Annotated in this window: 17 protein-coding genes; 13 read left to right on the top strand and 4 right to left on the bottom strand. The window is 44.7% G+C overall.

Annotation, left to right across the window (positions count from 1 at the left end; translation table 11 throughout):
* Window positions 1-84 precede the first annotated feature (84 nt).
* The 5 genes from HGO26_RS14885 to glpG all read left to right on the top strand — a co-directional run bounded on the left by HGO26_RS14885 (window position 85) and on the right by glpG (window position 4,498).
* Complete coding sequence (locus HGO26_RS14885; protein ID WP_113940155.1) at window positions 85-732, top strand: TetR/AcrR family transcriptional regulator; 648 nt, start codon at window positions 85-87, stop codon at window positions 730-732.
* 286 nt (window positions 733-1,018) lie between these two features.
* Window positions 1,019-2,212 (top strand): glycine C-acetyltransferase, encoded by a 1,194-nt coding sequence (locus HGO26_RS14880; RefSeq protein WP_168826108.1) that lies wholly within the window; start codon window positions 1,019-1,021, stop codon window positions 2,210-2,212.
* Between the two features lie 11 nt (window positions 2,213-2,223).
* Window positions 2,224-3,249: an L-threonine 3-dehydrogenase gene (gene tdh, locus HGO26_RS14875; protein WP_012090660.1), complete on the top strand. Its 1,026-nt coding sequence runs from the start codon at window positions 2,224-2,226 to the stop codon at window positions 3,247-3,249.
* 101 nt (window positions 3,250-3,350) lie between these two features.
* Window positions 3,351-3,656, top strand: coding sequence for a thiosulfate sulfurtransferase GlpE (glpE, locus tag HGO26_RS14870; protein ID WP_006084745.1), 306 nt, complete (start codon window positions 3,351-3,353; stop codon window positions 3,654-3,656).
* Complete coding sequence (gene glpG, locus HGO26_RS14865) at window positions 3,653-4,498, top strand: rhomboid family intramembrane serine protease GlpG (RefSeq protein WP_168826106.1); 846 nt, start codon at window positions 3,653-3,655, stop codon at window positions 4,496-4,498. The genes glpE and glpG overlap by 4 nt, the downstream gene beginning before the upstream one ends.
* Window positions 4,499-4,573: 75 nt before the next feature.
* Here glpG and elbB read toward each other — a convergent pair whose 3' ends face one another.
* The gene (gene elbB / locus HGO26_RS14860; RefSeq protein ID WP_113940152.1) at window positions 4,574-5,236 is read right to left on the bottom strand and encodes an isoprenoid biosynthesis glyoxalase ElbB; all 663 of its coding nucleotides are present in this window, start codon (window positions 5,234-5,236) and stop codon (window positions 4,574-4,576) included.
* Window positions 5,237-5,623: 387 nt separating this feature from the next.
* Between elbB and polA the strand changes: the two genes are divergently transcribed.
* A complete protein-coding gene (gene polA / locus HGO26_RS14855; RefSeq protein ID WP_168826104.1) occupies window positions 5,624-8,392 on the top strand; it encodes a DNA polymerase I in 2,769 nt (922 codons plus the stop codon).
* Window positions 8,393-9,484: 1,092 nt separating this feature from the next.
* On the opposite strand, the gene yihA is transcribed toward polA, so the two are convergent.
* The gene (gene yihA, locus HGO26_RS14850; protein WP_006079362.1) at window positions 9,485-10,144 is read right to left on the bottom strand and encodes a ribosome biogenesis GTP-binding protein YihA/YsxC; all 660 of its coding nucleotides are present in this window, start codon (window positions 10,142-10,144) and stop codon (window positions 9,485-9,487) included.
* 167 nt (window positions 10,145-10,311) lie between these two features.
* Between yihA and HGO26_RS14845 the strand changes: the two genes are divergently transcribed.
* From HGO26_RS14845 to hemN, 5 genes are all read left to right on the top strand, one after another.
* The gene (locus HGO26_RS14845; RefSeq protein ID WP_105250761.1) at window positions 10,312-10,935 is read left to right on the top strand and encodes a c-type cytochrome; all 624 of its coding nucleotides are present in this window, start codon (window positions 10,312-10,314) and stop codon (window positions 10,933-10,935) included.
* 819 nt (window positions 10,936-11,754) lie between these two features.
* Complete coding sequence (locus HGO26_RS14840) at window positions 11,755-12,393, top strand: class I SAM-dependent methyltransferase (protein WP_168826102.1); 639 nt, start codon at window positions 11,755-11,757, stop codon at window positions 12,391-12,393.
* Window positions 12,394-12,483: 90 nt separating this feature from the next.
* Window positions 12,484-13,044 carry a Der GTPase-activating protein YihI gene (gene yihI, locus HGO26_RS14835; RefSeq protein ID WP_168826100.1) on the top strand — a complete coding sequence of 187 codons (561 nt, stop codon included), beginning with the start codon at window positions 12,484-12,486 and terminating at the stop codon, window positions 13,042-13,044.
* A gap of 73 nt (window positions 13,045-13,117) precedes the next feature.
* The gene (locus HGO26_RS14830) at window positions 13,118-13,585 is read left to right on the top strand and encodes a DUF2489 domain-containing protein (RefSeq protein ID WP_107950059.1); all 468 of its coding nucleotides are present in this window, start codon (window positions 13,118-13,120) and stop codon (window positions 13,583-13,585) included.
* A gap of 262 nt (window positions 13,586-13,847) precedes the next feature.
* Entirely contained in the window at window positions 13,848-15,224 is a 1,377-nt protein-coding gene (gene hemN / locus HGO26_RS14825; RefSeq protein WP_168826098.1) for an oxygen-independent coproporphyrinogen III oxidase, read from the top strand.
* A gap of 97 nt (window positions 15,225-15,321) precedes the next feature.
* On the opposite strand, the gene add is transcribed toward hemN, so the two are convergent.
* Complete coding sequence (gene add / locus HGO26_RS14820; protein WP_168826096.1) at window positions 15,322-16,317, bottom strand: adenosine deaminase; 996 nt, start codon at window positions 16,315-16,317, stop codon at window positions 15,322-15,324.
* Window positions 16,318-16,527: 210 nt separating this feature from the next.
* On the opposite strand from add, the gene HGO26_RS14815 reads away from it, so the two are divergent.
* On the top strand, window positions 16,528-18,339 hold the full coding sequence (locus HGO26_RS14815; protein ID WP_168826094.1) for a DUF885 domain-containing protein: 1,812 nt from the start codon (window positions 16,528-16,530) through the stop codon (window positions 18,337-18,339).
* Between the two features lie 95 nt (window positions 18,340-18,434).
* Window positions 18,435-19,418, top strand: a complete 984-nt coding sequence (locus tag HGO26_RS14810; protein WP_105250768.1) for an alpha/beta fold hydrolase — start codon at window positions 18,435-18,437, stop codon at window positions 19,416-19,418.
* Here HGO26_RS14810 and HGO26_RS14805 read toward each other — a convergent pair.
* The gene (locus HGO26_RS14805) at window positions 19,375-21,825 is read right to left on the bottom strand and encodes a GGDEF domain-containing phosphodiesterase (protein WP_168826092.1); all 2,451 of its coding nucleotides are present in this window, start codon (window positions 21,823-21,825) and stop codon (window positions 19,375-19,377) included. The two genes, HGO26_RS14810 and HGO26_RS14805, sit on opposite strands and share 44 nt — an antisense overlap.
* Window positions 21,826-22,142: the final 317 nt, after the last annotated feature.

Genomic DNA, 22,142 nt, shown 5'->3' with positions numbered 1-22,142 from the left:
AATTAGAGATAATTTACCAGCAGTATGGCGGTCGTTGGTTAACTCTATCTATGATGTGGCGTTCACTAGCAATTTGGATAACTTATGAAAACCCGCGACAAAATAATCTATGCCAGTCTTGAACTGTTCAACGAGCATGGCGAAAGAAACATCACCACCAATCACATTGCCGCTCACTTAAATATGAGTCCCGGGAATCTTTATTACCATTTTCGCAATAAAGAAGACATTATCCGCTGTATTTTCAGTCTATATGAGAATCATCTCGAATCGGGTTTCCAACCCTATGAAGATAAGCAAGTGGATGTAGAACTGTTAATCGGCTACTTCGATGCTATGTTCTATACCTTGTGGCAATTCCGCTTTATGTACGCCAATCTTGCGGATATTCTCGCCCGCGATGAAGAACTAAAAAAACGCTATTTGCACGCACAGCAGCAAGTCTTAACGCGTTCAAGCCATGTGCTGCATAAACTCACACAAGATGGATTTCTGTGTGTCGATGCTGACAAAATCACGCCACTGGCGGATACCATTAAGATGATCGTCAGCTTTTGGATTGGTTATCAACTCACGCAATCCAGCACGTCCACCATTACTAAAGCGACACTTTATGAAGGCGTTTTAAGGGTGCTGATGATTTTCAAAGCCTATGCAACCCCGACTTCCGTTGCGACTTTTACTCGCCTAGAGCAACATTACCACGCGCTAGCGAGTCAAGAATCTCTATAACGTCATCCCAAACACCTATGTTGGGAACTCGCATTCGGAACTAAACTCAAAGCAATTATAGTACTGAGTGCGAACCCGTTTTCGCTCTACAACGCTTAAAAGAATACTCAGTCAAACAGTGGCAAACTTATGTTGCACATTAGTTTTTATAATGTAAAAACCACTTTAGCCCTAAACTAGTTTATCTTGCGAACCTGCATGAAAAAAAGGCTGTAGGCCGATTAGGTTTAGAGTTAGAATGCCGCCACTCCCAAAATCAGAATAAAGTTAACTAAGGAGATATCAGGTGGCCTCTACCTCATTCTACGCACAGATTAATCAACAGCTTGCAGACATCAAAGCCGAAGGCTTATATAAAAGCGAGCGTGTTATTGCCTCACCGCAACAAACTGCCATTCAAGTTAATCACCAAGAAGTTGTTAACTTTTGCGCGAATAATTACCTAGGCCTAGCGAATCACCCAGAGCTAATCAAAGCCGCCCAACAGGGCTTAGACAGCCACGGCTTTGGTATGGCATCAGTACGTTTTATTTGCGGTACCCAAGACATACATAAAAAGCTAGAAGCTAGCCTGAGCGAATTCCTCGGCACTGAAGACACCATTCTGTACTCTTCATGTTTTGATGCGAACGCAGGTCTATTCGAAACCTTGTTAGATGCAGAAGACGCCATCATTTCTGATGCGTTAAACCATGCTTCTATCATCGACGGTGTACGTTTATGTAAAGCAAAGCGTTTCCGTTATGCCAACAACGATATGGCCGATTTAGAAACTCAGTTGATCGCCGCGAAAGAAGCGGGCGCCCGTAATATCTTGATCGCCACCGATGGCGTATTCTCGATGGACGGCGTGATTGCTAACCTGCAAGGCGTATGTGATTTAGCCGATAAATACAGCGCACTGGTGATGGTCGATGACTCTCACGCGGTAGGCTTTATTGGCGCAAACGGCCGTGGAACCCACGAATATTGCAATGTGATGGACAGAGTGGACATCATCACCGGCACCTTAGGCAAAGCCTTAGGCGGCGCATCGGGCGGTTTCACTTCGGGTAAAAAAGAAGTCATCGACTGGTTACGCCAGCGTTCACGTCCTTACCTGTTCTCTAACTCATTAGCGCCGTCAATCGTGACTGCATCTATCCATGTGTTAGAAATGCTCAAATCAGGCCAAGCCCTGCGCGAAGCCGTATGGGAAAACAGCCGTTATTTCCGTGAGCAAATGTCAGCAGCAGGCTTTACTTTGGGCGGCGCCGACCACGCGATTATCCCAGTGATGATTGGTGATGCGAAACTGGCGGGCGACTTTGCTAACCGCTTATTAGCAGAACATATTTATGTTATTGGCTTCTCGTTCCCAGTCGTTCCTAAGGGACAAGCCCGTATCCGTACGCAAATGTCAGCGGCACATACCCGTGAGCAACTCGACAAAGCGATCACCGCCTTTACCCGTATTGCCAAAGAAATGGGCATTATTTAGGACTTAAGACAATGAAAGCACTAAGCAAGTTAAAAGCCGAAAAAGGTATTTGGTTAGTCGATGCGCCTAAGCCAGTGATGGGCCACAACGATCTGCTGATCAAAATTAAAAAAACTGCGATTTGTGGCACCGACATGCACATCTACAACTGGGACGAATGGTCACAAAAAACCATTCCAGTCCCCATGGTTGTTGGTCATGAATATGTCGGCGAAGTGGTTGATATCGGCCAAGAAGTTCGTGGTTTTAAGATTGGAGACCGCGTGTCTGGCGAAGGTCATATTACCTGTGGCCACTGCCGTAACTGCCGCGCAGGCCGCACCCATTTATGCCGTAACACCTCTGGCGTGGGTGTCAATCGTGAAGGTTCATTTGCAGAATACTTAGTTATCCCCGCCTTTAACGCCTTTAAAATCCCTGATGATATCAGCGATGATTTAGCCTCAATCTTTGACCCGTTTGGTAACGCTGTGCACACAGCATTATCCTTCGATTTAGTCGGTGAAGACGTGTTGATCACAGGCGCAGGTCCCATCGGCATCATGGCGGCAGCAGTATGTCGTCACGTAGGTGCGCGCCATGTGGTGATCACCGACGTCAACGAATACCGCTTAGAACTGGCCCGTAAAATGGGCGCCACGCGCGCTGTGAACGTGTCAAAAGAAAACCTAAAAGACGTGATGAAAGAACTGGGCATGACCGAAGGTTTCGACGTTGGATTAGAAATGTCTGGCGTACCCTCAGCCTTCCACGCCATGTTAGATACCATGAACCACGGCGGCAAAGTCGCTATGCTCGGTATTCCTAGTGGTGAAATGGCCATCGACTGGAGCAAAGTGATCTTCAAAGGTTTGGTCATTAAAGGCATCTACGGCCGTGAAATGTTCGAAACTTGGTACAAGATGGCAAGTCTTATCCAATCAGGCTTAGATATTTCACCTATCATCACTCACCACTTCAAGATTGATGATTTCCAACAAGGTTTCGACGCTATGGGCTCGGGCCAATCGGGTAAAGTGATCCTCAGCTGGGATTAATCCTCCAGAGCATTACCTAGATAGGGGCTGTACACTCGCAGCCCCTTGTTGCACACTTATCCCATCTTGATTTCCATCTCTTAGCTTTGTCAGGTTTTATTATGTCTTCCTTTAAACACTTAAGTGTTAATCAATTGCTGCAAATGACCGAAGCACAGCCAGTGCAAATCGTCGATATCCGCGATGGCAATAGCTTCACCAACGGCCATATTGCAGGTGCAACTAACCTGAATAACGAAAACCTAGCGCAATTTATTAGCCAAGCCGATATGGATAGCCCACTGGTGGTGGTTTGTTATCACGGCATGAGCAGCCAAAATGCGGCGCAATATTTATGCGAACAAGGTTTTGATGACGTTTACAGCCTAGACGGCGGCTATAGCGCTTGGCATGAGGCGAATGCATGATAGAAATTGGCAGACTCCCCAACAGCAGAGCCGCACAGGCATTTGTCGATTACCTCAAAGGGGAAGACATTGACTGCCAAATTGAGCCACTGGTTCAGGGTGTCGCCATTCTGGTTATCCATGACAAAGATGTGGAGCAAGCACGCAAAGAGTTTACCCACTTTATTGCTCACCCATACGACAATAAATATCTGCAAGCCTCATGGGAACACGGCGATACCCAAACCAAACTCGATTATGGTGCCCCTTCGCTGCAGTTGTTCACCCAATTTATTACTGGCGCAGGCCCAGTCACGCTGATCGTATTTGCGGCTTGCGTACTCATTTTTGCAGCGATGAACTTAGGATTCGCCAACCAAACCTACGAAGCACTGTCCTATTTTGGGGCAGTACCTCATTCAGAGTTCAGCCAGTTCTGGCGTGTTTTTACACCGAGCCTGCTGCATTTTTCAGCCATGCACGTCATCTTTAATTTGCTCTGGTGGTGGTATTTAGGCGGTAAAATCGAAACCCGTATTGGTACTGCACCATTACTCATCCTGCTGTTTGTCGCAGGAACACTGCCAAACGTTATCCAATATTATGTCGGTGGACCTAACTTTGGCGGGCTGTCCGGCGTTGTGTATGCAGTGGTAGGTTACACTTGGATTATGGGTATACGTAAACCCGCAGCTGGAATAGATTTCCCACCATCATATATGGGCTTTATGATGATATGGTTGGCATTGGGATTCACAGATATTCTAGGGGTTTCGGTTGCTAACGGCGCCCACATTGGCGGCTTACTCATAGGGTTAGCCCAAGGTTTATTTGATAGCCGCAAATCCTCGATCTCAATTTAATATAGTGAACCAAGATAAATCCTGAAATTTATCTTGGTTCAATGACTCGCTTCACTCTTCTACAAACAGCTCAAACTAACTCTGATCAGTCATTTCTAGTAGCTTAACGACTAGCTTCTCGATGCCTGAATGCGCTTCAGCAATATTACCAGCCAACATATAAGCGGGAGTGCTGACAATCCGATTTGCTTCATCCACGACTATCTCATGTACTGTCGCAACTTGATGCTCACCGCCCATCAAATTAAACGCTGCGACAGTATCGCTATCATTACCAATAGTGCCTTTTACACCCTGGGGATATAAACGCGGGATCATCATAGGAGCAATACAGATAAAACCAACGGGCTTTTTCGCCAGAATGAACTCATTGATAAAATCAGTCACCAGCGGTTCCACTTCACACTCACTGCCATTCGTCGCAAAGTTACACAGATTTTTCGCCGCACCAAAGCCACCGGGAATGATCAAGGCATCAAATTCGGCGATATCTAATTCTGTGGTCGCTTTGACTTCGCCACGGGCGATACGCGCCGACTCCACCAGCACGTTACGACTTGCAGCAGCATCGACCTCGCCAGTGAGATGATCTACCACATGCATCTGTTTGATATCAGGTGCAAAACACTGGTAGTGAGCCCCTGATCGGGATAAGCATAAAAGCGTTAAAACCGATTCATGTATCTCAGTTCCATCGAAAACACCACATCCACTCAGTAACACTGCGACTTTTTTCATTAAAAATATCCTTCTTATGTCATTAAGTTTTAACAAACCATAAACAAACTAGTTGATCTGATTAAAAATCGTGCTAACTTAATTCGTCGAATCTGACGAGTGCCGAAAATTAAGCCAATCCTTAGATGTATTTTACGGAGTCAATAAAAAATCCACAAATTGGGAAGATTTTTTAAGAAACAGTATTGAACTCACACAAATCTTTTATAAACATAAAAAACAACAACTTAAAAAAATCGCACTAAGCCGTAATCATCGCCATTATTCTCAGTTGACTTTTTCACTCACAGACTTATCCACAGGCTGGGAGTCATTTTGCCATGGCTGAAATAGTGCTTCTGTGGCATGCTTAGCGCCATCTAAGTCATCGATAAACGAAAAATACCTATGCCAACCGTCGCTAAAAACCCACTTGTGCTTGTGGATGGATCTTCTTATTTGTATCGCGCTTATTATGCGCCTCCTCACCTAACAAACTCAAAGGGCGAAGCAACCGGTGCCGTTTATGGCGTAGTGAATATGTTACGCAGCTTGTTGACCCGTTATCAACCAAGCCATATCGCAGTCGTGTTCGATGCCAAGGGAAAAACCTTCCGCAATGACATGTACAGCGAATACAAAGCACAGCGCCCACCTATGCCTGATGATCTACGTTCGCAAATCGAACCCTTGCATCGCATTATTCGCGCACTAGGTTTACCACTGATTTCAATTTCCGGCGTCGAAGCCGATGACGTGATCGGTACTATTGCCCGCCAAGCCAGCTTAGAAAACCGTGCCGTACTTATCAGCACAGGCGATAAAGACATGGCGCAATTAGTGGATGAGAACGTTACGCTCATCAACACCATGACAGACACCATAATGGGCCCAGAAGAAGTCGTCACCAAATTTGGTGTCGGTCCAGACCGTATCATAGATTTACTCGCACTGATGGGCGACAAGGCCGACAACATTCCAGGCTTACCCGGCGTAGGAGAGAAAACGGCGCTCGCGATGCTCACGGGAGCCGGCAGTGTGAGTAACTTATTAGCGGAGCCCGAAAAAGTCGCCGAGCTCGGCTTTAGAGGTTCTAAAACTATGGCGGCAAAGATCATTGAAAATGCCGACATGCTCAAGCTTTCTTACGAACTCGCCACCATCAAAACCGATGTCGAACTTGAGCAAGATTGGCACGAACTTACCATCATGCCAGCAGACAAAGATGAACTGATAAAATGCTACGGCGAGATGGAGTTTAAACGTTGGTTAGCCGAAGTCTTAGATAATAAAATGACGGCAAATACCTCAATTGATGCGGCATCCACAGAAACACAAGAAGACTCATCTCCAGTCGAAGCGATTGAAACACAGTACGACTGCATTCTCACCGAAGCCGAATTAGACACTTGGATTGCTAAGCTTAAACAAGCCGACTTAATGGCAGTCGATACTGAGACCACCAGCTTAGATTACATGGTGGCCGAATTAGTCGGGATTTCCTTCGCCGTTGAGACAGGAAAAGCCGCTTATCTTCCTTTGACCCACGATTACGTTGGTGCACCGACTCAAATCGATAAAACTGTGGCGTTAGAAAAACTGCGTCCACTGCTTGAGGATCCAAAGATCAAGAAAGTCGGTCAAAATCTTAAGTACGACATCAGTATCTTAGCCAATGCAGGGATCAAACTACAGGGCGTCGCTTTCGACACTATGCTCGAATCCTATGTTTTCAACTCAGTGGCTTCGCGCCATGATATGGATGGTTTAGCGCTCAAGTACTTAGGCCATAAGAATATCAGCTTTGAAGAAATCGCCGGTAAAGGTGCAAAACAGCTGACCTTCAACCAAATCCCGCTAGAAACGGCTGCACCTTATGCGGCCGAAGATGCCGACATCACACTGCGTTTACACCAACATTTATGGCCAAGACTCGAGAAAGAAGCAGAACTTGCCGCCATGTTTACCGAAGTCGAATTACCACTAATCCAAGTGTTGTCGGACATTGAACGTCAAGGGGTATTAATCGACAGTATGTTACTCGGCCAACAGAGCGATGAGCTGGCGCGTAAAATCGATACCTTAGAAGAAAAAGCCTACGACATTGCCGGTGAAAAATTCAATCTTGGTTCACCTAAGCAGCTGCAAGTCTTGTTTTATGAAAAGCTAGGTTACCCGATCACCAAAAAGACCCCAAAGGGCGCGCCATCGACCGCGGAAGAAGTATTAGTCGAATTAGCCTTAGATTTCCCACTGCCAAAGGTGATCCTCGAGCATCGAAGTCTATCTAAGTTAAAGAGCACTTACACCGATAAACTGCCACTGATGGTCAACGCCAAAACGGGTCGCGTACACACTAGCTATCATCAAGCTAATGCGGCAACAGGTCGCTTATCGTCAAGCGAACCTAACCTACAGAATATTCCGATTCGCACAGAAGAAGGTCGCCGTATTCGCCAAGCCTTTATCGCCCCAGCAGGCCGTAAAATTTTGGCCGCCGACTACTCGCAAATCGAACTGCGGATCATGGCCCATTTATCCCAAGATGCAGGCTTACTCAAAGCCTTCGCCGAGGGGAAAGACATTCATAGAGCCACTGCTGCAGAAGTATTTGGTACCGACTTTGATGAAGTAACCACAGAACAACGCCGCCGTGCCAAAGCGGTTAACTTCGGCTTAATTTATGGCATGTCAGCCTTTGGTTTGGCGCGTCAGCTTGATATCCCACGCCATGAAGCACAAACCTATATCGATACCTACTTTGCCCGTTATCCTGGCGTATTACGTTATATGGAAGAAACGCGGGCGGGTGCTGCTGACTTAGGTTATGTGTCGACTCTGTTTGGTCGTCGCCTCTACTTGCCCGAAATCCGTGATCGTAATGCGATGCGCCGCCAAGGTGCTGAACGTGCTGCGATTAACGCGCCAATGCAAGGTACGGCTGCCGACATAATCAAAAAGGCCATGATCAATATTGCCCAGTGGATCAAAACAGAAACCCAAGGCGAAATCACTATGATCATGCAGGTTCACGATGAATTAGTGTTTGAAGTCGATGCGGATAAAGCAGAGGCACTTAAAAAGACAATCTGCACCTTGATGGCGCAAGCAGCTAATCTCGATGTTGAGCTGCTTGCCGAAGCAGGCATTGGTGATAACTGGGATGAAGCCCACTAATCTCAGTAATATCCAGAAGAACACTATCAATATGATTTAACTGAAAATAAAGCTAATCTGACTTCAATATTTTAAGCTCAGGTTAGCTCTCTCCCGTCTTAAGCACATCAATACTGAGCCCCTTTTATCACTGTGCGCCAATTATTGTTTAACAATACAAATCATATAGTTAAGTTAATAAAAACTGCATCAACAGCACAATGTATGACTCCAACGAAGCAATCTCGACTCCGCACGTATTAGATCGTTAAGTTCAGCGCAACTTAACTACCGACATAATGTATGACTCACAGCCAAACAATCTTTACCTGATACATTTGGCAGTAGAGTTCATCGATACACTGCCACAGCAGATGGATATTAAAAGGTGTGATTTACTCGAATTGAAACTGCATTCAAGTCAGCCATATATGCTCAAGAGTGCCATAACGGTTGTTCTCTCACGCGTACACCAAAATCTTAGGTCAGGATTAGAGTAAAAAATCAAATATAGAATATTGATCACTTTTGTATATAAATTTCGAGTTTCATCTATAAATCAGCCAATTAATCATTTTCAATGAAATTTTAGGATCAATTTGAGATGTTTTTTCACTCACAACCTGAGATCAAGCGCACATAATTACCTCTTTTTTGAAAAAACTGTTTTCCATTTAAAGATAAATAGAGTAATATTCTCTGCGTAGGGTACAGAGGTTAAGATGTTCTATCTTTCAGACCTTTATTTCACTTATAGTGATGAGCCAAATTCTGGCGCCTCAGCAACTTGTTTGCTGAGGCTTTTTTTTGCTCTTTTTTCAGACTTTAAGTAAATTTTAGAGTATTTACTTTAACAAGGGATGAATTGGCTGTATGCTAGTTTCATTGAGAACCATTGAAGCTAATTTGATGGTGCTTGAGTCTTGTTGAATTTAGCTTCTCCCCAAAAGAGCTAATATTTTTGGCCGATGATGATATCATCGGCTATTTTTTTGCCTGGAATTAACGAAGAACCGATGGGAATGAGACTGAACAAAAGAGAATAAATTGCAGTAAAAACAAAGAGGAGGTATACACAGTCAAATTCTACCATGTACACCAAAACAGGCGATATTATTCAGCGTTATTCGCTGCATCTAACTCATCAGTCAACCACTGTGGATGACACCATTCATTAAGAATTGCCAACACTTTAGGCTTACCGGTTCCTTTAAGTGATGAGAAGGGTTCAACTTGCACCCAGTCGCCAAACTCACTTAGTGCGAGACGCACTTCATTTACGGTTTTCATCTTAGCGCTTTGAGCTAATTTGTCTGACTTCGTTAGCAAAGCTAATACCGGAATTTCACTAGCAACTGCCCATTCAATCATCTGCATATCGAGATCTTTTAGTGGATGACGAATATCCATCAAGACAACCACGCCACTTAAACAAGCGCGTTTTTGCAAATATTCACCTAATGCTTGCTGCCATTTATTTTTCAACGCAAGTGGGACTTGTGCAAAACCATAACCAGGCAAGTCAACTAAACGACGCTGAGCATCTAACTCAAATACGTTAATTAGTTGAGTACGGCCCGGTGTTTTACTGGTTCTTGCTAAACTTTTTTGCTCAGTTAATGCATTGAGTGCACTAGACTTTCCGGCATTAGAGCGGCCAGCAAATGCAATCTCAACTCCAACATCGCCGGGCAGATATTGATCCAAATGTGCAATGTCAGGTGCACTGATTAAAAACTTTGCCCTACGAAAATCTATACGAGATTCAGTCACTATTTACTCCGAAATTTTTCTACGCAATACCATAATTTATGAAGAATTACTTACTTTCCCACGTTTTCGTGTAAAATATTACTCCGATCACATTAATCATATTTTACCACGCTTGCGGGTCACCCTAGTAAGCTCAGGATAATAATTTAACCAGAAGTTGGAACGCCATGAAAAAGCTAGCTCTTGCGCTGTCTGTTGTAATTGCCGCCATATCTTCACCTGCGATTGCTGAAGGTAATGCTGAAGCGGGAAAAACGAAAATCATTGTCTGTTCGGCCTGTCACGGTATGGACGGTAACAGTATGATCGATATGTACCCCAAAATTGCGGGCCAACACGCCACTTATCTCCAAAAGCAACTACATGATTTCCGTAGCGCAGCACAAACTGGCGGTAAAGATGGTCGTATGGATCCTATCATGAGTGGCATGGCAATGCCTCTAAGCGATCAGGATATTCTCGACATTAGCGCATATTTTTCTAGCCAAGCAATCCAAGTGGCTGAAGCAAAAGATGTTCCTGAGTTAGGTGCTAAACTTTACAAGGGTGGTGATGTTTCTCGTGGCATTACCGCTTGTATGGCATGTCATGGCCCAGATGGTAAAGGCGCTGAGCTTGCAGGTTTTCCAACGTTGGCAGGCCAACACGCCAACTATATCAAGATCCAGCTGACAAAATTCCGTGAAGCCGGCCGCCATAATGACTTGAATGGCATGATGCAAGATGTGGCTAAAAAACTAAATGATAGCGATATCGACGCGCTATCAAAGTATCTTTCTAGCCTGAAGTAATCTTCGCGAGTGAAAAGAAGGGTGTATTGTCACCCTTTTTTTACACCCCAAAGTTGACGTGGACGTAAACTGCAAAGATTCGTGCTTGACATAGATCACAGATTTCGGTTTAATAAGCCCCGTACCGAGATAAACCCATCTGTTTGTACAAAAAGATTAATAATAACTTACAGGTTTCGGTATAATTAACGTTCAAGATATAAGAATAAAGATACTCAATAACAATAATATACTTAAGACCACTCTCTAATAATAACAAGAGTCGTGATTTCCACTTGAAATCCAGGTCAGCACAATTTTGTAAGGGATGGCCGATAACGCCAATTTGCTTCTAGCAAAACACCTTACACTAAGGGTAACTTGCCCCATCAGGACATAGTTTACATGATGTAAACTGTAGCAAAGGAAGCGATAAGCTTAGGATGCACTGGCTGGATGCTTGTTATCACAGGAAGGTACTTAAGTAACATGGATGGTTAACTCGACGTCAATGATGACGATGCTTTAAAAGATGTGTCGCGAGACCATCTACGGAAACTGTAGTCAGGATGGCGACAGAAAAAAATAAAGTGTCTGGAAGACCATTAACAAAAATAATGCAGGGAAAGCAGTAAAAAAAAGAAGGATACCGACCGGGAAAGTCGCATAGCAAGTATGGATACTTGGAATCAGGATAAGGTGCTAAAGCACCCTTTGTAAGGCGGCAGTTTAACTGCCGCCTTTTTTCTTTTGTAACACCCCATTAGTAGTGTCTAAAATGTGCACTCAACCAATATAATTGGTACAATCAAAGCCTTAATAACCACTTCAGCAGACTCAATGCCCAGATGCCCTCTTTGTCATAACAGTCAGACACGACTCCTTCATCAAGATAAAAAGCGGAGTTTTTATGTTTGCAAGACATGTGAGTTAACCTTTGCGGATGCTAATAGCCATTTACCCCCCGCGGCAGAGAAGCAAAGATACGGTCGTTCACGCATAGCGTCGAAGCAAAAACAGTTATCGCAATTTATTTTGCCGCTGTTAGCGCAATTAGAGCAGCAACAAGCGGGCAGTTTATTAGGATTGAATTTTGGCCGCATACTCGATGATGAGAGCCTGACGACCATAGAAAATGCGGGCCACAAGTTAAATCAATATGATCCCTTTTTTGCCCCGAATCATGACGTGTTAAAGCTAGAGTATGATTTTATCTGCTGTTATCGGGTGTTTGAGCATTTTCAAAACCCTATAAAAGAGTGGACTTTGCTCTCTCGGCTACTGCATTCTGGTGGTTGGTTAGCGATAAGCACACCATTACTAACTGAATTAGATGGTTTTTCTAAGTGGCATTATAAGAACAACCTCACCCATGTGAGCTTTTATCAGCGACAAACCTTCGAGTACCTCGCAAACAATAGCGATTTTGAACTATTATTTGCCGCAAAGGACCTCGTTTTGATGCAAAAAACATCATAATCTGGTATAACACTCGGCCTAATTTCGCACCTTGTAGACAAGCTCACCCTTAGTCTGCAAGGCCATACGTTGTAAATAATTGAGAAGACCATGTCTCGTAGCAAGAAAACACGCAAGGGCGGCGAGAACAGCCCTAAGTTACAGCCAAGAGTGAAGAAGCAAGATCGCGCTGTAGCGACTGGCAAACGTAAAGATTCTGGCAATAAATCAGGTAGTCGTCATAACGAAAGCTTAATTTTAGCGCAAGCGCCGCAACAGCAGGCCGCTAAGAAAAAAGACCCGCGTCATGGCAGTAAAAAGCCTGTGGCTTTAGCAATTCCTGCGGCAGTGGTAACAGATAAAGCCGCTCAGCCAAAAGTGAAACAAGCTAAGCTGACTGACGAGCAAAAACTGCTGAAATTGGAAGAAGATCCAAGACTAAATCAGCTGTTAGATATGCTTGAAGAAGGCCGCGACCTCAACGAGGTTGACCAAAAGTGGTTAGATCAACAGCTAAATAAAATTGAAGCTCTGATGATTAAACTGGGCATTACCGACGATATGGATGATGACACACCTTCATCACCTGCTAAGTCTTTATCTGACGATGAGTTGTTCGACAAATTCGAATCAGGCGCTGACTTACTAAAAGATTATCAAGACAAGTTCTAACCTCTCAGTGCTAAGGCATAGGGAACTCAGTTTTTAGCTGTGGCTCCTTATGCCATTCATATAAGGAGTCTCTGTGTCTACGGCTATCATTATTCTCGGTTTTATCATCATAGTAGCGCTAAGTAGCTACGCCACCTTCTTAATCCTAAAACTCAAGCAGCAAAAAAAGCGTCAGCAGACTGAACAAGCCGAGCGCGAAGTGACTGCGAACGCAAAACGTGCCCAAGTTTTAGATGATATCCGCTATATCGCCACCGCTATGATTGAAGACCGCTGTGAGATCTCTGAAGGCGTGGTCAGGATTGGGCGATTATTTGAAATCCTGTCATTAAGTGAGCGCGTGGCTCCTGATTACCCTTCATTATTCAAACACTTTGAGCTAATTAAAGATCATCCCATCATGGATGCTCGCCAAGCCTTGCCTAAGCAAGAAAGGATGAAGTTAGACTTGATCAGAATGAAGTCCGAAGCCGCATTAGAGCAAGGTATTAGTGATGATGCGAAAAAGCTGGCGGATTACCAAGCCAAAGCGATGCATTAAACCCGCTCATTGTTATACCTCAAGACCACTTATTATTGTGGTTTTGAGGTCATCTCGATAAAACCCGTACTAATCTTACCCTCCTTACTCCCGTGAGCCTGCGCACAAAACCGCCAAATATCGACAGACAAGCGTACTTTTTTGATAGATATTGCGTAACTTCTAAAAAGACAGACGTCATTTTTACAACCTAGATCAAGGTTATTTACTTAAGAACCTTGCATACTTCGCTTGTTGCTAATTTACCCACGGAGGACACGCCTTGAAGCAGCCCACTCAGATTAGCTGGGATCAGTCGATGATCGAAAAATATAACTACAGCGGTCCCCGTTATACCTCTTACCCAACGGCATTAGAGTTCGATGACACATTCACCGAACAAAACCTGCTGACGGCCATTGAAAATAGCAAAAGCGATAAACTGTCGCTGTATATTCATATCCCGTTCTGCGCCAAGCTTTGTTATTACTGCGGCTGTAATAAAGTCATCACCCGCCACCAACACAAAGCCGATCAGTACATTGAATATTTAAGCCAAGAAATTATTAAACGTGCGCCCCTGTTCAAACATTACAGTGTGACCCAAATGCATTGGGGCGGCGGTACACCCACGTTCTTAAATCCAGAGCAGATTCTTAAACTTACGTCATTGATTAAAGCTAACTTTAACTTTGCGGAAGAAGGCGAGTACTCAATTGAAGTCGATCCTCGCGAGATAGAACTGTCAATGCTCGACACGTTGAAAGAAGCGGGCTTTAACCGGATCTCCATCGGTGTACAAGATTTCAATAAAGAAGTGCAAATTGCCGTTAATCGCGAACAAGATGAGCAATTTATCTTCGACTTAATGGCCAAAGCGAAAGCCATGGGTTTTGTGTCGACCAACATAGATTTAATCTATGGTTTGCCACACCAAACGCCAGAAACTTTTGCCGACACTATGCAGCGCGTTTTAGATTTATCGCCTGACCGTCTGTCGGTATTTAACTATGCTCACTTACCTGCGCGCTTTGCCGCTCAACGTAAGATCAAAGACGAGCATTTACCTTCGCCAAAACAAAAACTCGAAATGCTGCACCAAACTATCGAGACCTTAACTGGCGCTGGTTACCAATATATCGGCATGGACCACTTTGCTAAACCCGATGACGAGTTAGCCAAGTTGCAGCGCGAAGGCAGACTGCACCGCAACTTCCAAGGTTATACCACCCAAGAAGAATGCGATTTGTTAGGTCTTGGCGTATCGTCCATCAGTCAGATTGGCGATTGCTATGCGCAAAACCAGAAAGATATCCGCCCTTACTATGAGGCCATAGATAAGGAAGGCCATGCTTTGTGGAAAGGTTGCAGCCTAAACCGTGACGATGAAATCCGCCGCGTCGTGATTAAACAGCTGATTTGCCACTTCGAACTGGATATGGCGAAAATTGATGAGAAACTGGGGATTAACTTCGAAACCTATTTCGCTGAAGATCTTAAGTTAATGCAGACATTTATCGATGATAAGTTAGTTGAAATCGTCGACAGACAGATCACTATCAGCCCTACTGGCCGTTTATTGATCCGCAATATCTGTATGTGCTTCGATCTTTACTATCGTCAAAAAGCGCGTCAGCAACAGTTCTCTCGCGTGATCTAAAACGCTTATTGCTGCACTCGCAAACGCTCACAAAAAATCCGACTCTAGAGTCGGATTTTTTATTTATAGCTATTTTTATTAATGACTCAAAATCAACTTATACCTTAGCGGCATACAGTACTTTGCGCTCACTGTCCGATAAAAATGCCATTTCAACGCCGTTACGTTGCACCTGCGCTAACTCAGCATCGGTTAACTTGAGTTCAGATTTGGCGATACGATACTCATGCTTAATATCGATAGCGCTCACACCGGGATCATCGGTATTTAGGCTTATCAACACGCCTGCATCCATAAAGGTTCTGAATGGATGCTCAGCGTAAGAAGCCACAGTAGAAGTATGCAAGTTACTGGTTGGGCAAGATTCGATGCCAATACGGTGCTTAGCAAGATATTCCATCAACTTAGGATCGTGAATCGCGCTCACCCCATGACCAATTCGAGTTGCGCCAAGTTCTTGAATCGCTTGCCACATACTTTGTGAACCCGCAGCTTCACCGGCGTGAGCCGTAATCGCAAGGCCAGCATCACGAACACGTTTAAAGTGATCGTTAAATAACTCGCCAGGGAAGCCTAATTCATCACCGGCTAAGTCCATAGCCACGAGATGTTGTTTATGGGCGAGTAAGCCTTCAAGTTCTTGAGTACAAGCAGCTTGACCAAATGAACGTGACATAATGCCAATCAAATTGATTTTCACGTTATAGTCTTTTAAGCCCGCTTTAACGCCGTCGACTACCGCTTCAACTACGCCTTCAATCGGTAACTTATGGTTCATCGCCATATAGTAAGGACTAAAACGTAACTCAGCGTAATCTAAGCCAGATAACGCCGCATCGGCAACGTTTTCATAGGCGACGCGTTTAACCGCATCCAAATCTGCGAGTACGGCAACCATCCAATCGAGCTTCTTTAAGAAGGCGACTAAGCTAGTTTCTTTCCCCTGAATTTGCACAAAAGGTGCGAGCGTCTCTAAAGAATCGGCAGGTAGCGCAATGCCGTGTTGGTGTCCTAGTTCCCAAATGGTATTTACCCGCACATTACCGTCTAGGTGACGATGCAGATCCACCAATGGAATGGATGTATCAATCATATTTAACCCCTATTTGAACTACCCAGCCAATGCTTTTGTTATTTGGTCGCGGGCGGACACTAAGTTTAACACGCATTTTCGGGGGCATTTATGCGCTAAACGCATTTAAATTCACATTCAGTCACAATTCTGCTTAATATCCATACAAGGAACGGCCGCATTCATCAGGCATAATGACTTCAATAACAACGAAAATATCAGAGATCTAACATGCATAAACTCTTAACCCCCAGTTTATTGATATGCGCATTAGGCGCCTGTAGTGCCGCTCAAACCACAAAAAATATTCAAACCCCATCATCACAGACAATATCAGCAGCACAGTCGCAAGTTGAGCCAATCGCCCCAGCGCTGCAAGCGATTATCGACCAAAGCTGGCAATTACAGCTCAGTGCGAGTCCTGAAATGGCTTACAGCATGGGCGATGCCAGTGCCGCAGGAAAATTAGCGGATCTCTCGCCAGCCGCGCTCGCTAAGCTTAATCAAGGTCAAATCGCAGTACTAGCGCAGCTCAAAGCACTCGACCGCGGCAGCTTGAGTAAAGAAGATAAGATTAACGCTCAAATACTGGAAGATCAGATCCAAAACGATGTCGACCTATATCGTTTCAAGGATTATTACCTGCCCATTACGGCGGAAAGCGGCTTCCACGCTTATATCACGTCAATCGCACAGGGAAGATTCAACACCCTTGAGGATTACCGCAACTATATTGCCAAACTCAATGCACTCCCGACCTATTTCGCCCAGCAAACCCACTGGCTAAAACAAGGATTAGCCGAGGGAATAACGCCGCCAAAAGTGACACTCAATGGCTTTGAAGACAGTATCAGTGCTTATATCGTCCCTGTTGAAAAGAGCAGTTATTTCAAACCTTTTACTCAATATCCCAACTATTTCACTGAGGCACAAAAAACTCAGCTGACCCAAGAAGGCCGAGCTTTAGTTGAGCAAAAAGTTCTACCTCTGTACCAAAACTTCTATGATTTTATGACTAAAGAGTACATTCCCAATGCACGGGAAAATATCGCGGCCAGTAGCTTACCTAACGGTGCTGAATTTTATGAGAATCGGGTACGTTACTATACGACCTTGAATATGACATCAGCAGAAGTGCATGAACTGGGCTTAAAGGAAGTTAAGCGTATCCGCCAAGAAATGGAACAAATCATCGCGTCAGTAAGTTTTAAAGGCAGCTTTGCCGACTTCTTATATTTCCTGCGGACCGATCCTCAGTTCTACACCACCAGTGCCGATCAGTTACTCAAAGAAGCGGCATTTATTGCCAAAAAAGCCGATGCCATGCTGCCTAAGTACTTCGGCAAACTCCCACGCCAACCCTATGGTATAGCACCAGTGCCCGCCGAAATTGCACCGAAATACACCACTGGGCGATATTCAGGATCGAACAGCGATGATGAACCCGGTTACTACTGGGTCAACACTTATGCATTGGATAAGCGCCCACTCTACGAGCTAGAAGCCTTAACCTTGCACGAAGCCGTACCCGGTCATCATCTGCAAATTTCACTCAACTCTGAGCTAACCTCACTCCCAGATTTCCGTCGTTATGGCTATATCTCTGCCTTTGGTGAAGGATGGGGGCTATATTGCGAATATTTAGGTTTAGAAGCGGGTTTCTACCAAGATCCATACAGTAACTTTGGTCGCTTAACCTATGAAATGTGGCGCGCGGCGCGTTTAGTCGTAGATACTGGCATGCACGCCCAAGGATGGAGTCGTCAACAAGCCATCGACTTTATGGCCAGCAATACCGCACTATCACTGCACAATGTCACTACCGAAATTGACCGCTATATTTCGTGGCCAGGACAAGCCTTGTCCTACAAAATTGGTGAGTTAACAATCAAACGATTACGTGCCAAGGCAGAACAGGAACTCGGCGACAAATTTGATATTCGTGCCTTCCACGATGCTGTGCTCGAAAATGGCTCAGTGCCTATGTCAATCCTCGAACAGCAAATCAATGATTTTATTGAAGCGAAAAAGGCGACACGCTAAGTTAATGAAATTCATGGGAGTCGGTATTTTCAGACTCCCATGGTTGTCTGTTACACTCTAACAAACCATTCAAGCCAAATGATTTGCGACTGAGTATGAGCCAAGCCAAAGCGACATTTTCGACTGAACACGATTTAAATACCTCAGAGCAGCAAGCCTTCTGGCAAAGCGTTGTTCAAGACACGCTAGCCTCTGCCGACGGCGTCACGCTGGCCTATATGATGGTCAAACATCCCCAAGCGCATACCGCAATCGTTCTCAGCAGTGGCCGAGTCGAGTCCTATTTAAAGTATCAAGAATTGGTCTTCGACTTATACCAACAAGGTTACTCTGTTTATGCCATAGATCACCGTGGCCAAGGGCTATCGGATCGTATGACAATCAATCCACACATGGGCCATGTGCGAAGATTCAATGATTATATTGATGACTTTGCTCTATTTATGCAGAAGATAGTGTTACCACAAAACGACAAACAACTCATGCTACTTGGCCATTCAATGGGGGGCGCGATTGGCACTTTGTATCTCAAACAGCATCCCGATATTTTTACCGCCGCGGCATTTTCCGCACCCATGTATGGCATTAAATTACCTATGCCAAAAGCGTTCGTACGCTGGTTAGCCAGTAAACTCGATACCACACTCAATGGCGGCGAGCCTAATTATGTACTTGCAGGACAAAACTATAAACCTGTTCCATTCAAAGGGAATGAGCTAACTCACAGCCAGACCCGATACCAAGCCTACCGAGAATTGTATGATGCTGCCCCTAAGTTACAACTCGGTTCACCCACTAACCGTTGGTTGACTGAATCTTTAGATGCGGCAGATACTTGCGTACTGGCAACGGCACAAATTCGCACTCCGATACTGATACTGCAAGCGAGTGAAGATAAGATTGTTGATAATGCGGCCCAGAATCTCGCCGTGAGTACCCATTGCCAATTGAAAGTAATCGCTGGGGCTGCCCATGAGATTTTTATGGAAAAAGACGCCTGCCGAAACCAAGCCTTAAACTATGCTCTCGACTTCTTTAAACGCTACGCAATAAAGGACGAGGACAAACAAGCTGGATAAAGTCCGCTTGGTTTAAGGCTCGACTGAATAAATAGCCTTGATAGCCATCACAGCCAAGTTCAACAAAAGCTTGATATTGTTGGGATGATTCGACACCTTTGGCGACAACGCTCAAATTGAATTGCCGCGCAGAGGTAATAAGTACATTCACTTTTGTTGGCATTGTGGTTAATGAATCAATACAACTCATATCCAATTTAACCGCAACTAATGGCTGATTAGCTAAGCAGCTCAAGGCACTCAAGCCTGAACCGAAATGATCGAGGATGATACCTACACCTACTTCAACTAACTTAGAGACACGCTCATCCACAAACTGTGGTTGCATTAAAAATGCGGCCTCATTGAGCTCAATACCCAGTTGATTAGCCACAATACCATGCTCCTTTACCAACCCAACGAATGCATCAACAAAATCAGCCTGACCAAATGAGAATGCACTGATATTGAGAGTCAAAGGAGGCAAACTCCTTCCTTGAGCCCGCGATTTCTGAATAAACAGACACACCCGCTTAGCCACCCAAAGATCAAGCTCAGCAATAATTCCCCCTTGTTCTGCTAACGCCACAAATTCAGCTGGCGGAATAAACTCTCCATCAGCACGATACCAACGCGTGAGCACTTCAGCCGAGACAAGTTCACTGTGCGCATTCATCACAGGTTGGAACATTAACGTCATGCTATCTTGCTGTAATGCCGTCTGTAATTCCTGCTGTAACTGTTCATCACGGCTCTGGCGAAAGTCCATTTCAGCATGGTAAAAAGCACACCCAGCTTGACCTGCTTGCTTAGCGCTTAACGTTGCCAACTCGGCACGACGCATCACTAAAGCGGGATCTAAGGTTTCTATACTATCGAGTAAACAGATCCCCACACACGCGCTCAGCTCAAAGTGATGATGACCGTAATGGAATGGTCGAGCAATCACTTGCCTTAACTCACTCGCAAGGGCTAAAGCACGACGAGCAGCGGCTGACGCATCTGCCGCTAAATCTTTAGCAAGCAAAATGAAATTACCAGACTCTAATCGACCGACCGTTATATTTTCAGTGAAATAACTCGATAAACGGGCCGCGATTTGCGTTAACAAGCGCTCTAATTCATGGGAATTTAAAGTGGCGACCAATCCTAAGCGATCCACCTCAACGAGCAGCAATGCTCCCCATTGCCCCGAACTATTACCTTGGGTTAAAAATTGCGATAAACGCACCATAAAGACATCGGGCAACATCTTGCGACCGACAACAGATTGATCCACAAGCTCAGTAATTGCAGCATGGTTCTTCGCGCTTTCTGACACATCCATATGAATGCCTATCATGCGAGTCGGGCGCCCTTGGGGATCCCAATCAACTAACATACCGCGGTCTAACACCCACACATAATGGCCATCTCTATGCCGTAAGCGGTGAACACTTTCAAATTCTTTACTCTTTCCGCTAACGTATTCCTGCAAAGCATCTAACACAATCTGCTTATCATCGGGATGTAGCCGCGTCTCCCATGTCTGGAATACTCCAGCCAATTCATCAGGCGCATAACCAATCATCTCTTTCCAGCGATCAGAAAGAAAAACCTCCCCCGTACTGATGTCCCAATCCCAAATACCGTTACGCGAACCTTCCACAGCAAATAACCAACGCAATTCACTGTCATTCAGCTGTTTAACTGCCCGACTTAAACGCTCATGTGCCTGCTGCAAACTGGCTTGCAAAGATAAAACTTCAGATGAACTCCAAGGTATCGATGTCGAAAAGGAAGAAGTGCCTACCTGCTTAGCTGCCTCGCTCAACATTTGGAATGGGCGGATCAACAGGAAATATAAAATAAAGGTAAAGCCAATCAGCAATAATCCGCCAAGGCCCCAAACCCGCATAAAACGTTGCTGTAACTTAGCAGAAGCTTCGGCCACTAAAGGGGCTAAATCGGCTTCAAGATAAATCAAATCAACAGCCCCACCATACTGGGGAAGAACGGGATAATATGCTTGAATAGTTAAACGGTCGAGATTAACGAGGATCTGCGGAAGAAAAGCTTGAACCACAGAGCGATGAAGGTCTACATCATAACCATCGATGACTTGAGTAGCATTGCTATCACGCCACACAGTATGATTAGCAAAACGAATACGGCTTTCAGCATCAACCAAGATATACACCATAGTGCCCATATCCAGCGCAGCTAAGGAAACTTCCTGTTCAATCCGCTCTACATCCTGTAAAGCTTGCGCCGATTGAACCACATTCTGCATGCGGAACAACTGTTGCTTTATCAAAGCCGATTGTCGCTGCGCAAGTTCAGCCCTAACTTGGTCACTTTCGAACAGGTACTCGCCTATGACCAACACTAAATATAGGGTCAGCATACAAAGAGGAAGCAGTACCGCGAGCGAAAGCTTACGAAGCATAGGCAACAGATGGCCGTTAACAAAAAAATTAATATTTTTGTATGCTAACGGGAAACTAACCACTAAGCAAAAGGACTTATCAAACTAAGCGAGATCTTCATGTAAATAATCAACTTAGAGTATAAAAGTCTGAAATAAAGGAAGGAAAAAACGTAAAGAACTAGCAGAAGAACCAAAACTAAAATGAATAGACCAATGCTATATAGCATTGGTCTTTAAATGACGATTGTACAAATTGCAGACGCAAAAAAGCCAGCTTATTCAGCTGGCTTCGTTACATCTCAATGAGATAATTAGGCGCTTGGCGATGACCTACT

The sequence above is a fragment of the Shewanella oncorhynchi genome (genome assembly GCF_012584455.1).
GTDB classification, from domain to species: Bacteria; Pseudomonadota; Gammaproteobacteria; order Enterobacterales; family Shewanellaceae; genus Shewanella; species Shewanella oncorhynchi.
This window is presented reverse-complemented; position numbering and strand designations above follow the sequence as displayed.

Bases quoted from the DNA above. Each gene is read 5' to 3' on its own strand.
- HGO26_RS14885 (WP_113940155.1), top strand. From the start codon at position 85: ATGAAAACCCGCGACAAAATAATCTATGCCAGTCTTGAACTGTTCAAC.
- tdh (WP_012090660.1), top strand. From the start codon at position 2,224: ATGAAAGCACTAAGCAAGTTAAAAGCCGAAAAAGGTATTTGGTTAGTC.
- glpE (WP_006084745.1), top strand. From the start codon at position 3,351: ATGTCTTCCTTTAAACACTTAAGTGTTAATCAATTGCTGCAAATGACC.
- glpG (WP_168826106.1), top strand. From the start codon at position 3,653: ATGATAGAAATTGGCAGACTCCCCAACAGCAGAGCCGCACAGGCATTT.
- elbB (WP_113940152.1), bottom strand. From the start codon at position 5,236: ATGAAAAAAGTCGCAGTGTTACTGAGTGGATGTGGTGTTTTCGATGGA.
- polA (WP_168826104.1), top strand. From the start codon at position 5,624: ATGCCAACCGTCGCTAAAAACCCACTTGTGCTTGTGGATGGATCTTCT.
- HGO26_RS14845 (WP_105250761.1), top strand. From the start codon at position 10,312: ATGAAAAAGCTAGCTCTTGCGCTGTCTGTTGTAATTGCCGCCATATCT.
- HGO26_RS14840 (WP_168826102.1), top strand. From the start codon at position 11,755: ATGCCCAGATGCCCTCTTTGTCATAACAGTCAGACACGACTCCTTCAT.
- yihI (WP_168826100.1), top strand. From the start codon at position 12,484: ATGTCTCGTAGCAAGAAAACACGCAAGGGCGGCGAGAACAGCCCTAAG.
- add (WP_168826096.1), bottom strand. From the start codon at position 16,317: ATGATTGATACATCCATTCCATTGGTGGATCTGCATCGTCACCTAGAC.
- HGO26_RS14815 (WP_168826094.1), top strand. From the start codon at position 16,528: ATGCATAAACTCTTAACCCCCAGTTTATTGATATGCGCATTAGGCGCC.
- HGO26_RS14810 (WP_105250768.1), top strand. From the start codon at position 18,435: ATGAGCCAAGCCAAAGCGACATTTTCGACTGAACACGATTTAAATACC.
- HGO26_RS14805 (WP_168826092.1), bottom strand. From the start codon at position 21,825: ATGCTTCGTAAGCTTTCGCTCGCGGTACTGCTTCCTCTTTGTATGCTG.